Raw genomic sequence first — 15,185 nt, forward strand, 5'->3', positions numbered from 1 at the left:
TTTCAGGGGATCACTTTGGCCTGGCGAAAGGGGGACACTTTGCTTTGGCAGAAAGGGATCACTTTCCTTTGGTAGAGGGGGACAGTTTCTGATGGTTTAGGGGGATCATTTTGGAGTGGTTTATCCACCTGTAAAGAAATCCTTTTTTATGCTTTTGTGAAAAAATCGTAGGTATACTTTGGATAATCCATATTTGTCGACTTTACTATCCATTACTACGTAGAATCTTATTTCTTGCGCATTGCTCATAATAATTCATTTAAAACACACTGCGAAGTGCGAAGTTTTTGATAAAAAAATAAATTCTTTGCTGGGTAATACGTCGTAGAATGTCGGGCTGAAAGTACGTATTCGTAGTTTAAATGCGGTTTTCTTGGATCGCTTGCGAAGTAAAAAAAATGCACTTGCGAAGTAATCTAAGAAGTAAAAACCGCCTTTAAATGTGATTAAAGGCGGTTTTTGTGTTGTTTCAGTGCTCCCAACTGGGCTCGAACCAGTGACCAAAAGATTATGAGTCTTCTACTCTAACCAACTGAGCTATAGGAGCGGTTGTCTTTCGAGAAGATTAATTCCCTTTTGACGATGCAAATATTGATATTTGTAAGGAAAAAAACAAATTTAAAATGCAAAAAATTGAAAATATTATTCTTGATTATGGTAATGTAATTTTCATGATTGACTTTGCGAAATCGCAACGAGCTTTTACTCAATTAGGTATAGCGAATGTTGATGAAATATTTGCTCATTCGGGTCAAATCCAACTTTTTGATAATTTTGATAAAGGTTTAATCTCTTCGGTAGAATTTCGAGATGGGATACGTGATTTAACGAAAAACAATACGCTTACGGATGATGAAATAGACAAAGCATGGAACTCATTGCTGATAGGAGTGCCTATAGGCAGGCATGAAATCTTATTGCAACTGAAAGATAAGTATAGGACATTTTTGCTAAGTAATAACAATGCGATTCATTATGATTATTGTATGCAGCATATACAGGACAAGTATGGGATTAAGGATAATAGTATGTTTTTTGAACAGACTTACTATTCGCATCTAATGGGGATGCGTAAACCGAATGCTGATATTTTTGAATATGTATTGAATAAGCATATACTTGATCCGAAGAAAACTTTATTTATTGACGATAGTCCACAACATTTACGCACTGCGGAAACATTAGGTATTCATACTGCTTTGTGTACAAAAGAAGAGCCGTTAGAGTTTTTAGTGGAAAAATGGAATTTGATTTAATCATTTTTAAACAATAAGATATTTTTAGTTGTTCTCAATTTTATTCAAAGTGAAATAGGTAAGTAATATTCTAATAATAGTTTGCAATTTTAAGTATTTTTTCTACCTTTGCACCACAAAGAATTTTTCAAACGAAAGGAGGTATACAGGAACTATGATTATCGTAAATGTTAAAGAAGGAGAATCTCTAGATAGAGCATTGAAACGCTTTAAAAAGAAATTTGAGAAGACAGGGGTTTTACGTGAATTACGTTCTCGTCAAGCTTACGAGAAGAAGTCTGTAACTCGTCGTATTCAAGTTAAGAAAGCGATCTATAAACAAGGATTAAATCAGGAAACTACTGTTTAATTTTTGTTTTAGAGCAAAATATAAAAGTCAATCCGTTTGGATTGACTTTTTTTATGCATGAATAATTCATCTTTTAACAAGAAAGGAATTATTGCTATAATTCCTTTCTTAAACGAGCTACAGGGATATTCATAGACTCTCTGTACTTTGCTACAGTACGTCTTGCTATCGTGTAGCCTTTTTCTTTTAGTATATCCGTTAGCTTTTCGTCAGCCAATGGTTTGCGTTTATCTTCATTTGCAATGCATTCTTCCAATATTTTTTTTACCTCTTTATTAGATACCTCTTCGCCCGAATCAGTTTGTATCGCTTCAGAGAAAAACGATTTAAGTAGGAATGTTCCAAACTCTGTTTGTACATATTTTGAGTTAGCTACACGAGATACGGTGGAAATGTCCATATCAATTTCTTCGGCGATATCTTTCAATATCATTGGCTTCAACATGCGATCATCACCAGTTAAGAAATATTCGTATTGATATTTCATAATAGCGTTCATTGTTTTAAGCAATGTTTGTTGTCTTTGTTTTATGGCGTCGATAAACCATTTTGCCGAATCCAATTTGGATTTCACAAATTGAACGGCCTCCTTCATTTTTTTATCCGATTTTTCAGCTTTCTCATAATGTTCGAACATGTCTTGGTATGTTCGGGATACACGTAGCTCGGGCGCATTACGGCCGTTGAGTGTGAGGTGTAGTTCGCCATCATTATTACTGATGTGAAAATCCGGGATAATCTGCAATTGTTTGCCAGCTGCAGCTGCTGAATCTCCAGGTTTTGGATTGAGCTTTAAGATTTCACTTATAATATCTTTTAGTTCATCTGAATTAACGCCAAGATTTTTTTCAATTTTATCGTAGTGTTTTTTCGTAAATTCATCTAAGTGGTTTTTTACGACTTCAGTAGCTTTTTGTACGATAGGATTTTCTATGTCTTTTTTGCGTAGCTGAATTAGAAGACATTCTTGCAGGTCGCGTGCCCCAATTCCTGCAGGCTCAAATTCTTGGATAATAGAAAGCATCTCCATGACTTCATCTTCTTCCGCAATGATGTTTTGTGAAAATGCTAAATCGTCAATCAGTGACAATAGAGGTCTACGTAGGTATCCGTCATCATCTAAGCTTCCTATAATCTGATTACCTATCAAATATTGTTTATCAGTAAGCGCTAAGAGGTCTAATTGATTTTGTAACTTTTCGAAAAAAGAATCTTGAATAGCGATAGGGATCTCTTTTTGATCATCATCATCATCGCTATTATAATTACCTCCGTAATCTTTATAATCGTCTTCTTGAATATAATCTTCTAATGTGAATTCCTCTTCGTAGCTATCTTCACCATTATTTTCATAATCATCGGGATCCTTATCTGGGTATTCTTCCATTGGATCATTCATGTTTGCTAGACTACCATCTTCCAGCGCAGGGTTTTCTTCCAACTCTTCCTTAATACGTGTATCTAATGATGCCGTAGGTACTTGTAGAAGTTTGATGAACTGTATCTGCTGTGGTGAAAGTTTTTGTAATAACTTTTGTTGTAATGTTTGTCTTAACATATTATTAGTTAAATGCTAGGTAAATTTAGACAAATAATTGGAATTTTAGGGCTGTCAATATATACTTGTTTTCTTATTGTAATAACTCCACTACCAAAGTTATTGTGCATGTACAATTTAACGGAAAACAAATAATTGTTAAAATTCGTTAATTTTATATTCTGTGGATTTTTAAATCTAGTTTACTATGTGATTTTACCAAACATTTTTGTCATATTTACCCTATGTTTAGACGTGTTAAAAATAGATTCGTGCGATACATTCTTATTGGTATTTATGCCGTGGTATTGCTCACATGTGCCGTTCAGCTCAATTTTTTAGGACTTTTTGGATATTCGCCTACACAGAAGGACATTATGTTGCCTACACTTAATGTTGCATCCGAAGTTTACACAGCGGATTCTGTATTGATCGGTCGTTATTTTGATGAAGATCGAGATCCTGTTTCTTTCGATAGTATTTCTCCAAATGTGATTAACGCATTAATCGCCACAGAGGATATACGTTTTTATAAACATAATGGAATTGATTTTTTAGGGTTAGCTTCTGGTATTATTTCGACCATAAAAGGAGATCAGCGGGGGGCAAGTACTATTACGCAGCAATTGGCAAAAAATCTATTCAAAACTCGTTATTCGCATTCTCAAGGATATTTAAGTAAAATACCAGGTGTACGCATTCTGATTACAAAATATAAGGAGTGGATGACAGCGTATAAGTTAGAAAGTAAGTATTCTAAAAAGGATATTATCACAATGTATTTGAATACGGTATCATTTAGTAATAATGCCTATGGAATCAAATCTGCTTCACAGCGATATTTTAATAAACAACCATCATCCCTGAATACCAATGAAAGTGCATTATTAGTTGGTATGCTTAAAGGAACGACTATTTATAACCCGACACGTAATCCAAAAAATGCTTTACAAAGAAGGAATACTGTATTGGGACAAATGCAAAAGGCGGGTTATATATCTGAGGAAGAAGTAGCGCAATTAGCACAAGATTCGTTAAAGCTAGACTTAAGTTTTTCTGATAATGTAGATGCAAATGATTCGTATTTACGTTCAGCTGTATATCGGTGGTTGGATAAATGGAGTCAGGACAATGAAATTGATATTAATAAAGCAGGTTTGAAAATTTATACAACAATTGATTCTAAAATGCAAGCTATCGCGGAGAAAGTGGTCGCCTCAAAAATGAAAGAATTGCAGCGTAGATTGAAAAATGCTTGGGGGGATTCAGAGCCTTGGAGAGATAAGGATGGAAATGTGATTCCTGAATTTTTAGAAAATCATGCTCGAAAGCTTCCTGTTTATAATTCTTTAATGAAGCGATTTAATAACAATGAAGATAGTGTCTTTCAAGTGTTGAATCGAAAGAAAGAAATGGAAGTGTTTACTTGGGACGGAATGGAAAAAGTGGATTTTTCTACAATGGACTCACTAAAGCATTATGTGATGATGTTGAATACAGGTATGATGGCTATGGATCCTTATAATGGAGAAATAAAAGTTTGGGTAGGAGGTATCAATCATCAGCACTATAAATTTGACCATGTCAATCAATCAAAACGACAAGCTGGTTCTACATTTAAGCCTTTTGTATATTTAGCGGCATTAGAGTCTGGTATGACTCCTTGTGATAAATTTACTGATAAGCCTGTTCGTATCGAGTTTGAAGGCAAGGATGGTCCCGAAGTATGGGAACCAAAAAATGCAGATTGGTCCTTGTCGTATAGTGAAATGAGTTTGCGCTATGCGATGGCACGTTCGTTAAATACTATTACTGCTCAAGTAACTGAGGCGGTAGGTGCTAATAAAGTTGTCGAGACAGCATATAAATGCGGTATTGATAGTAAATTGCAATCTGTACCATCCGTTGGCTTAGGACCTAATGATGTATCGGTTTACGAAATGGTGAAAGCGTATAGTACCTTCATGAATGCAGGTAAAACAACCGATCCTATTTTAGTATCTAAAATTGTTGATCAAGATGGACGTGTAATAGCATCTTTTAAAACTGAACACAAGCAAGTGATCAGTCCAGAAAATGCTTGGTTGATGACATATATGCTACGTGGTACATTAGAAGAACCTAGAGGTACTTCGCAAGCTTTGTGGGAATGGGATTTGTTTAAAGAAAACAATGAAATAGGAGGCAAGACTGGTACATCTTCTGATTATGTAGATGCATGGTATATGGGTGTGACAAAGGATTTAGTAGCAGGTGTTTGGGTAGGTTGTGATGAACAAAGTATTCATTTCAAAAACTCAGCAACAGGTGAGGGGTCGAAAACCGCACTCCCAATCTATGCAATGTTTATGGAGGAGGTGTATAAGCATCCAGAATTTGGTGTCACATTTGGGAAGTTTCCAGAGCCTACAGTTGAGATTACAAAAACGTATAAGTGTCCTTCACCAAGAATTGTAATCGAAGCACCTGCGGATAGTACAGACTCAGATATAGATCAAAGTGAGTCATCAGAACTAATAGAGTCAGGTGGTTTAAATTCAACTGAAGAAACGACAACAGAACAACAATAGATATTAACATTTAAATTTGTAATACTAACTAGATAATTATGAGTTTTTTGAATAGGAAATATTTTCAGAAGATTATTTATTGCTTGAGCTTAATGATAATCTTTGGGGGAGCAGTACAAGCGCAGTATTTTGGGCAAAACAAAATGCGGTACAAGAAGTTGAATTTCAAGGTGTATGACACGCCCCATTTCAATATCTACTATTATCTGCAAAATGATTCTATGATGCGCTGGTTAGCAAAAGAATCAGAAGTTTGGTATGATATGCATCAACAAGTGTTTCAGGATACTTTTGCACGCAAAAATCCTATAATATTCTATAATAATCATCCAGAATTTCAACAAACTACAGCTATTAATGGAGAGATATCGGTAGGTACTGGAGGGGTAACCGAAGCGTTTAAGCAACGTGTCGTGATGCCAATAATGCAGATAAATCAACAAACAAGACATGTTTTGGGCCATGAAATGGTGCATGCTTTTCAATATCGTGTCATCATGGAAGGTGGGGATTCGACACGTCTTGAAAATATTGGTAACATTCCATTGTGGATGATTGAGGGGATGGCGGAGTATTTCTCTATCGGTAAAAAGGATGCCTTCACTTCCATGTGGATGCGTGATGCCTATTTGCATAAAGATATTCCATCATTAAAGCAAATGACTGAACAATCGTATAATTATTTCCCTTACCGATATGGTCAAGCATTTTGGTCTTTCATTGGCTCTACTTATGGCGATACAGTTATTATGCCATTATTTATTGAGACGGCTAAATATGGGTATGAGTTTGCTATGCGAAGAGTCTTCGGGTATGATGCGCAGACAATGTCTACGTTGTGGAAAAATAGCATGGAGAAAGCTTATCTAAATTCGGGTAAAGATACGACGACTCGACCAATTGGTATGAGCTTAATTAATCAAATTAATGCAGGTGAGATGAATTTATCTCCAACGATTTCTCCAGATGGCAAGTATGTGGTTTATTTATCCGAGCAAGATTTATTTAGTATAGACCTTTATCTTGCTGATGCAAAAACGGGAAAACGAATACGAAAGTTGGGGAGTAAACTCACCAATAAGGATATTGATGAATTTAGTTTTATAGAATCAGCAGGCTCATTCTCTCCTGACTCAAAGAAGTTTGCATTCTCTGTCTTTTCTCAAGGAAAGAATAAGTTGATGATTGTGAATGTAGAATCAGGAAATCCTGAGCTGGTAGAAGCAATGGGAGGTATTGTTGAGTTTGCGAATATTGCATGGTCACCGGATGGTGAGCATGTTGCTTTTTCTGGGTTGGTAGATGGTCATTCTGATTTGTATACCTATAATATAAGTACTAAAAAGCTAGTACAGTTGACCAATGATGTATATTCAGATTATCAACCTAATTATTCTCGTGATGGTAAGTACATTGTGTTTAGTACAGATCGTTTAGCTTTGGAGAGTGACAATAGATCTGTAGATATTCCGATGAATTTAGCGTTGTATGAAGTGTCAACGGGTAAAATTCAAAATATAGATATTTTTCCAGGTGCAAATAATCTAAATCCTCAATTTTCGGGTGATGGTACATCTATTTTGTTTTTGTCAAATAGTGATGGGTATCGTAATTTATATAGATACCATTTGAATTCTTCTACAGTGGAACGTATGACTGATTACTTTACAGGGATATCTGGAATAACAGAATATTCTCCGGCAATATCAGTATCAGCAAATGATGAAATAGTTTATTCCTTCTTTAAAAAGAAAAAATATAATATCTATAAAGCTTCTATTTCAGATTTTACACCAATACAGGTTGCTGCTCAAGATGTAGATATGTCAGCGGCAATATTGCCTCCTAATGTAGATCGTGGAGTAAATGTCGTTAACCGTAATCTTAGTAATTTTAACGTCTTTCAACGTATTGCTGATGATCAGATTAGTAACATCGCATATACGCCAAAGTTTAAGTTAGATTATTTAGCAAATTCTGGTGTTGGGATGTCTGTCGGTTCTCGTTATGGAGCGGGTATTAACTCTGGGGTGCAGGGGCAGTTTTCAGATATTTTAGGTTATAATCAAATATTTGCAGCGTTAAATATTAATGGTGAAATTTATGATTTTGGTGGTCAAGTAGCATATATTAATCAAAAAAGTCGTTGGAATTGGGGAGGAGCGCTCTCTCATATTCCTTATATGACAGGGTTTTCTCAATATGGCTATGAAGATTTTGGCTATGGCAGCGAGCTTGCGGTCAGCACCTATATGATTCGTACATTTCAAACACAAGCTGAAGCATTTGTAGCTTATCCATTTAATCGGAATCATCGATTTGAAATGGGGGCTGCTATTTCTAGATATGGCTATCGTGTAGATAAATGGAGACAAAGTTATTACTATGGTTATGGTGATAGGCAGCGCATTACAAATGATGAGGCTTCGCAGCTATTGGGGGGTACTTTTAAGCCATTTGTTATTCAGCAAATTAATTCTGGCTTTGTTGGAGATAAAACGGTGTTTGGGATCACGTCTCCACTACAAGGTTTTAGGTATCGCTTAGGAGCTGAACAATATTTTGGTGATTATAATTTTACAGCATTGAATGTGGATTTGCGGAAATACAATAGGTATAAACCTGTGACTATTGCTGCTCGTCTGTATTCATATATGCGTGTAGGTAAAGATGAAAGTGCGTTGTATCCATTATATATTGGTTATCCATATTTGATTCGTGGTTATGAAAGTGGGAATGTTGATGTGACAGGTAATATCGGTTTTTCTGAATTATCAGGGTCAAGAATGGCAGTGGGTAATTTTGAAGTTCGTATTCCATTTACAGGTCCAGAGAAATTAGCTGTAGTTAAGTCAGGTTTGTTGTTTTCAGATTTAAATTTCTTTATTGATGGTGGTTTAGCTTGGTATGGAGGTAATACAATTAAAATGAGTCGTACAGATGCTGACTTGGTGCAAGCTAAGAGTAGCGATGGACAGCTTTTATTTGATGATGCAAATAATCCAGTGATGATATATAATCAAAATGTACGCGTACCTGTGTTTAGTGCGGGGGTTTCATTGCGTGTTAATTTGTTTGGTGCAATGATACTGGAACCTTATTATGCAATTCCTTTCCAAAAGACAAAATCTAAATTTGGAACTTTTGGATTAAACTTTACGCCAGGCTGGTAGTCTATCTATATAGATTGCGATATATTAAGGTTGTTAGAAGCTGTTGTTTATGTTTAAGCATAAACAGCAGCTTTTTTTATGATAGAGGTTTCTAGTGTATGGATGCTTAACCAATTCGGGTTGTATTTTCGAATTAATTTTTCCTTTTGCATTCTGGTGTACATATTGAGTTCGATCTTTCTTCTTTCTGCAGCTTCAAATGTCTCAAATTCTTCTGTATGTACTATTCTTGAAAATTTGGTGCTGCGTGTCATGAAAGAGCTAGAAGTATTCTGTAATTCCAATATTTTTAGTGTGATATCTTGGCAATATCCAGCTTCTACATAAACTCTATTTGCGTCAGTGGTGATATATACAATGTGCTTTTTCATGTTTTTTTACTAAAATATTTGGGTTCAGAAAATATAATTACTAATTTTATTGGCACAATATTACTAATAATTTTAGTATTAACAAATAATTTTAAAAAAATAAGATGTCAAATATTGCTTCCAATTTAAAATTTCTACGTAAGAAAAACGGCCTCACGCAGCAGCAGTTCGCTGATATTATGGATATTAAACGTGCTTCCGTGGGAGCTTATGAAGAAGATAGGGCTGAGCCAAAATATGAATTACTAAAAAAAATAGCTGAATATTATAGTCTTAGTATGGATGAGCTGGCTAATGAGGTTATTGATGAAAAGTGGAAGCCTGTCGCAAAAAGTAATTCATCAAATCTTCGCGTACTCTCCGTTACTGTGGATGCTGAAGACAGAGAAAATATTGAGTTAGTGCCAGTAAAAGCAAGTGCGGGATATTTGAATGGCTATGCTGATCCTGAATATGTAAAGGAATTGCCTAAATTTTCTCTACCGATGTTTACGCAAGGTACTTATCGAGCTTTCGAAATTAAAGGTGATTCGATGTTACCATTGCCTAGCGGTTCTATTGTTATCGGTGAGTATATTGAAAATTGGCATGATATAAAGGCAGGACAAACTTATGTAATCATTTCTAAAGATGATGGTGTGGTATATAAGAGGGTTGCATTTAAGTATAAGGATGATAAAGGATTAAAGTTAGTTTCGGACAATAAAGTATATGAACCATATTGGGTAGAACCTTCAGATATACTAGAAGTATGGAAGGCAAAAGCGTATATTTCAACAGAGTTTCCTGAGCCTAATACCGAACCTAGTATTGAGTCTTTGACAACAATGATGGCACAGATGCAAAAAACTATTAATTCGGTTGTAGAAACGAAAAAATAATAGGGTAAAATTTCTTGCTTATATAATTAATGTGTATATTTGCGTTATCTGAAAGGAAAGGGGGCATGGAATGCCCCCTTTTTTAATTCAATTTTGAAAAATATGCAGATTGAAAAACGCGTTAAAGAATTAGTAGAGGAAAAAATAGCCGATCGCGCCGACCTTTTTATTGTAAGTATATCTATGCTAAAAAGTGGTGTTTTATCTATTTTATTAGATGGAGATAATGGTATATCTATAGATGATTGTGTAGGTGTTAGTAGACATGTTGGGTTTCATTTAGAGGAAGAAAACGTTATAGAAAATGCTTACCGTTTAGAGGTTTCTTCACCAGGGATAGATTCTCCATTAGTTTTACTTCGTCAGTACGCTAAAAATATAGGTAGAGATATTCGTGTTAAATTAGCGAATGGCGATAAGAGGGAAGGTAAGCTTCTTTCTGCTACAACCACTGAGGTTGTTATTGAAGAAAAAGTAAAAGAAAAGGGCAAAAAAGCAGAATTAAAAGAAGCGATATTGCCAATTGATCAAATAAAGGAAACAAGAGTTTTAATTTCATTTAAATAAAATGAGCAGCACCAATATTAATTTGATTGACTCTTTTCAGGAGTTTAAAGAGTTCAAAAATATTGACCGTCCTACGGTAATTACAGTACTTGAAGAAGTATTTCGTAGTATGATTCGTAAACGTTTCGGTACGGACGAAAATGTTGACGTCATCGTGAATCCAGATAATGGTGACTTGGAAATTTGGAGAACACGTGTGGTGATGGAAGATGGTTTCTCTGAAGACGATGATTTAGAAATCGAATTGGCAGAAGCGCATCAATTTGATCCAGATTTGGAAGTAGGAGACGATTATATTGAGCAGATTACATTGGAGAGCTTTGGCCGTCGTGCTATTTTAGCTGCTCGTCAAACTTTAGTTTCTAAAGTATTAGAATTAGAGAAAGATGAGGTTTTCAAAAAATACAAGGATCGTGAGGGAGAATTAGTAATCGGTGAGGTTTATCAAATTTGGAAAAAAGAAATCTTAGTATTGGACGAGGATGGTAATGAATTAATGCTTCCTAAAACAGAACAGATTCCTGCAGACTATTTCAAAAAAGGTGATAGTATCCGTGCGGTAGTTCATAAAGTGGATATGATGAATAGTAATCCAAAGATTATCATTTCTCGTACTGCTCCAGAATTTTTGCAACGTTTGTTTGAATTAGAAGTTCCTGAAATTTTCGATGGTTTAATTACCATCAAGAAAATTGTTCGTGAACCAGGAGAGCGTGCTAAAGTAGCTGTAGAATCATACGATGACCGTATTGACCCTGTAGGTGCTTGTGTGGGTATGAAAGGTTCTCGTATACATGGTATCGTACGTGAGTTGCGTAATGAGAATATCGATGTTATCAATTTCACGACTAACCCTTCATTATATATTACTCGTGCATTGAGTCCAGCTCGTATTACGTCTATCAAAATTGATGAAGACAATAAAACTGCTGCAGTATATTTGAAACCAGATCAAGTATCATTAGCAATTGGTCGTGGAGGACACAATATCAAACTTGCAGGTAAATTAACAGGGTATGAAATCGATGTGTATCGTGAAAATGACGAGGTTGATGAAGATGTAGATATCGAAGAATTCTCAGATGAAATCGATAGCTGGATTATCGATGAGTTAAAGCGCGTAGGTTTAGATAGTGCCAAATCAGTACTTTCATTGACACAAGAAGAGTTAGTGCGTCGTACAGATTTAGAAGAAGATACAATTCAAGAGATTGTTCGCATCTTAGCATCTGAGTTTGAATAAAACTCAGGTGTCTAAATATCTTACATATAAAATGTAAATATTTGTTAAATGCGTGCGAAAAAATCATATTTTTGTAAAGAACAAAATTTTTAGAGGTTAATATTAGATGACAGAAGGTAAAAGCATAAACTTACTTAAAGCGGCAAAGGAGCTAAATATTGGTATTGGTACTGCAGTTGATTATTTGAAGGATAAAGGTTTTGATGTTGACGCAAAACCGACAACAAAATTATCTGCGGACATGTACGATGTTCTTTCGCGCAAATTTCAGGGAGACAAAATCGCAAAAGATGAAGCTAAACAAATAGTAATTGGCAAGATTCGTCGTGACGAAACTCCTTCATCAGGAAGTTCTGCTCCTTCTCAAGAGTTATCTACTTCTAATCATGATGATACCGAAAACGAAATTTTAATAAAAAGTCCTTTAGTTACTCCTCCAACAATTGTTAAAGAAGAGCCTAAAGAACAAAAAGAAGAATCAAATACTGGTTCTCTGAAAGTCATTGGTAAAATTGATTTGGATAGTTTGAACAAGCCTAAACCAAAGCCGGTTGAGAAAGTTGTTCCCCCAGTCAAACCAGTGGAGACTCCAGTAGTGGAGAAGAAGGAAGAACCAAAGCCAGAACCTATTAAGCAAGAGGTGAAAGAAGAACCTAAAGTAGAGGCTAAGCCTGTACACATTGAAAAAGTTGAAGTAGCTGTTCCTACTCCTCCTGTGAAGGAAGAGGTAAAGCCGGTACAGGAAGTTGTTGCTCCTAAAATGGAGACTAAGGAGATTAGTAAGCCAGTGGAGAAACAAGAACAAAAGCCAGAGGCTCCTAAAGCAGCACCAGCACCAGTTGACGACGTTATTCGCGCTCGTTCAGAGAAATTAGAAGGCCCAAAAGTAATTGGTAAAATTGAGTTACCAACTTTTAGACCTAAGGATAAACCTGTAGCGTCATCTTCTAATTCGAATCAAGATAATAAGCGTAAACGTAAGCGTACAAATAAACCAGGTACTCCGGTTTCTCCAAACGATCAAAACAATCAACAACAAGGTGGTCAAAATAGACCACAAGGTGGAGGTCCGTATGGTCAAAATAGACCGCAGGGTCAAGGAGGTCAACAGGGACAAAATAGACCTGGAGGTCCACAACAAGGTGGTCCAAGAGGGAATAACACGAATGTTAATCGTCCAGGAGGCAACAACAATCCAGCTAATAGAGGAAGATTTGATAATAGAGGAAAAGGTGGAAGAAATGATGCTCCTAAAGAAGAGTTGTCAGAAAAACAAATCCAAGATCAAATCAAAGCAACACTTGCTCGTTTGAGTGGAGCTGGTAAATCTGGTAAATTTGCTCAACGTGCCAAATTACGTCGTCAAAAACGTGATGATATAGCATTGTCTGCTGAAGAAGCAGCAATGGAAAAACAAATGATGGCTAATATATTGCGTGTAACTGAATTTGTTACTGCAAATGAATTAGCTAACTTAATGGATGTTCAAGTTACTCAAATTATTGCTACATGTATGAGCTTGGGGATGTTTGTGTCCATTAACCAACGCTTAGATGCAGAAACATTAACTATCGTAGCAGATGAATTTGGTTACCAAATTGAATTCATTAAGCCAGAGGATGAAGAGACTGCTGAGCTTGAAGAAGGAGATACTGAAGAAAATCTAATTCCTCGTGCACCTATCGTTACTGTGATGGGACACGTTGATCACGGTAAAACATCTTTATTAGATTATATTCGTAAGGCAAACGTAACCAAAGGTGAAGCTGGTGGTATTACACAGCACATCGGTGCTTATGCCGTAAAATTGGATGACGGACGTAAGATTACATTCTTAGATACTCCAGGTCACGAAGCTTTTACAGCGATGCGTGCACGTGGAGCCAAGGTAACTGATATTGTCATTATCGTAATCGCAGCGGATGATGCAGTGATGCCTCAAACAAAAGAAGCAATAAATCATGCTCAAGCAGCAGGTTCTCCAATTGTTTTTGCATTCACTAAGGTCGATAAGCCAGGTGCCAATGCTGACAGAATTAGAGAGCAACTATCAGCAATGAACATCTTAGTAGAAGAGTGGGGTGGTAAATACCAAGCACAAGAAATCTCTGCTAAAACAGGTGAGAATGTTGATTTGTTGTTAGAGAAAATATTATTAGAAGCAGAGTTATTAGATCTTAAAGCAGATCCTAAGAAACGCGCTGTAGGTTCAGTAATTGAATCTGCATTAGATAAAGGTCGTGGTATTGTAACAACTGTATTAGTACAGGGGGGTACACTTCGTGTGGGAGATGCTATATTAGCTGGTTCTCATTCAGGTAAAGTTAAGGCTTTAACTAATGAGCGTGGTGAACGCGTAAAAGAAGCGGGTCCTTCGATTCCAGTTCAGATCTTAGGTATGTCTGGTGCTCCAACAGCAGGTGATAAATTGTATGTTATGGAGTCAGAATCTGAGGCTCGACAAGTAGCGAACAAACGTTTACAATTACAGCGTGAACAAGGAATGCGTGCTACAAAACATATTACATTGGATGAAATCGGTCGTCGTTTAGCTATCGGTAACTTCAAAGAGTTGAATGTAATTGTCAAGGGTGATGTTGATGGTTCTATTGAAGCATTATCAGATTCATTATTGAAACTTTCAACAGATGAAATTCAAGTGAACATTATTCACAAATCTGTAGGTGCGATTTCAGAGTCAGATGTACTTTTAGCATCTGCATCTGATGCAATCATTATTGGTTTCCAAGTTCGTCCAACACAGAATGCGCGTAAATTAGCTGAAGCAGAACAAATTGATGTTCGTCTTTACTCAATCATCTACGATGCGATTGACGAATTGAAATCAGCAATGGAGGGTATGTTAGCGCCTAAATTTGAAGAGAAAATTGTTGCAGAAGTTGAAATTCGTGAAACATTCAAAATCTCTAAAGTTGGTACGATTGCAGGATGTATGGTAATCAGTGGTAAGATCACACGTCAAAATGATATACGTATCATTAGAGATGGTGTCGTAATTCATACGGGTAAATTGGCATCATTGAAACGTTTCAAAGATGACGTCAAAGAAGTAACACATGGATACGAATGTGGTTTGAATATTGATAAATTTAATGATATCCAAGTAGGTGATATTGTTGAAGCTTATGAGCAAGTAGAAGTAAAACGTAAGTTATAATCTTACAGATAATATTATTGTAAAATCCTGATCATAACGGTCAGGATTTTTTATTTGTCT

11 protein-coding genes and 1 tRNA gene are annotated in these 15,185 nt (G+C 35.9%); 8 read left to right on the forward strand and 4 right to left on the reverse strand.

The annotated features are described in order from the left end of the window. Positions 1-120: 120 nt before the first annotated feature. Together IPZ78_RS17250 and IPZ78_RS06780 are read right to left on the reverse strand one after the other, a co-directional pair. Complete coding sequence (locus IPZ78_RS17250) at positions 121-249, reverse strand: hypothetical protein (RefSeq protein WP_262903847.1); 129 nt, start codon at positions 247-249, stop codon at positions 121-123. 224 nt (positions 250-473) lie between these two features. After that, a tRNA-Ile gene (locus IPZ78_RS06780) sits at positions 474-547 on the reverse strand. Positions 548-623: 76 nt separating this feature from the next. Here IPZ78_RS06780 and IPZ78_RS06785 point away from each other — a divergent pair. Together IPZ78_RS06785 and rpsU are read left to right on the forward strand one after the other, a co-directional pair. Then, entirely contained in the window at positions 624-1,256 is a 633-nt protein-coding gene (locus IPZ78_RS06785; RefSeq protein ID WP_225552244.1) for an HAD family hydrolase, read from the forward strand. 154 nt (positions 1,257-1,410) lie between these two features. Further along, the gene (gene rpsU / locus IPZ78_RS06790) at positions 1,411-1,605 is read left to right on the forward strand and encodes a 30S ribosomal protein S21 (RefSeq protein WP_225552245.1); all 195 of its coding nucleotides are present in this window, start codon (positions 1,411-1,413) and stop codon (positions 1,603-1,605) included. Positions 1,606-1,699: 94 nt separating this feature from the next. On the opposite strand, the gene rpoN is transcribed toward rpsU, so the two are convergent. Then, complete coding sequence (gene rpoN, locus IPZ78_RS06795; RefSeq protein ID WP_225552246.1) at positions 1,700-3,163, reverse strand: RNA polymerase factor sigma-54; 1,464 nt, start codon at positions 3,161-3,163, stop codon at positions 1,700-1,702. Between the two features lie 224 nt (positions 3,164-3,387). Between rpoN and IPZ78_RS06800 the strand changes: the two genes are divergently transcribed. Next, positions 3,388-5,712, forward strand: coding sequence for a penicillin-binding protein 1A (locus IPZ78_RS06800; protein WP_225552247.1), 2,325 nt, complete (start codon positions 3,388-3,390; stop codon positions 5,710-5,712). A 92-nt stretch (positions 5,713-5,804) separates the two neighbouring features. Next, positions 5,805-8,885 (forward strand): tolB protein precursor, encoded by a 3,081-nt coding sequence (locus IPZ78_RS06805; RefSeq protein WP_225552248.1) that lies wholly within the window; start codon positions 5,805-5,807, stop codon positions 8,883-8,885. A gap of 53 nt (positions 8,886-8,938) precedes the next feature. Here the strand turns inward: IPZ78_RS06805 and IPZ78_RS06810 are convergent, their stop codons facing one another. After that, positions 8,939-9,256, reverse strand: coding sequence for a GIY-YIG nuclease family protein (locus IPZ78_RS06810; RefSeq protein WP_225552249.1), 318 nt, complete (start codon positions 9,254-9,256; stop codon positions 8,939-8,941). A 104-nt stretch (positions 9,257-9,360) separates the two neighbouring features. Here IPZ78_RS06810 and IPZ78_RS06815 point away from each other — a divergent pair, with 104 nt between their 5' ends. The 4 genes from IPZ78_RS06815 to infB all read left to right on the forward strand — a co-directional run bounded on the left by IPZ78_RS06815 (position 9,361) and on the right by infB (position 15,125). Then, positions 9,361-10,137: an XRE family transcriptional regulator gene (locus tag IPZ78_RS06815; protein WP_225552250.1), complete on the forward strand. Its 777-nt coding sequence runs from the start codon at positions 9,361-9,363 to the stop codon at positions 10,135-10,137. Between the two features lie 102 nt (positions 10,138-10,239). Continuing rightward, positions 10,240-10,704 (forward strand): ribosome assembly cofactor RimP, encoded by a 465-nt coding sequence (gene rimP / locus IPZ78_RS06820; protein ID WP_225552251.1) that lies wholly within the window; start codon positions 10,240-10,242, stop codon positions 10,702-10,704. Between the two features lies 1 nt (position 10,705). Then, the gene (gene nusA, locus IPZ78_RS06825; RefSeq protein WP_225552252.1) at positions 10,706-11,947 is read left to right on the forward strand and encodes a transcription termination factor NusA; all 1,242 of its coding nucleotides are present in this window, start codon (positions 10,706-10,708) and stop codon (positions 11,945-11,947) included. A 106-nt stretch (positions 11,948-12,053) separates the two neighbouring features. Continuing rightward, a complete protein-coding gene (infB, locus tag IPZ78_RS06830) occupies positions 12,054-15,125 on the forward strand; it encodes a translation initiation factor IF-2 (RefSeq protein WP_225552253.1) in 3,072 nt (1,023 codons plus the stop codon). Positions 15,126-15,185: the final 60 nt, after the last annotated feature.

The sequence above is a fragment of the Sphingobacterium bovistauri genome (assembly GCF_020295405.1).
GTDB lineage: Bacteria > Bacteroidota > Bacteroidia > Sphingobacteriales > Sphingobacteriaceae > Sphingobacterium > Sphingobacterium bovistauri.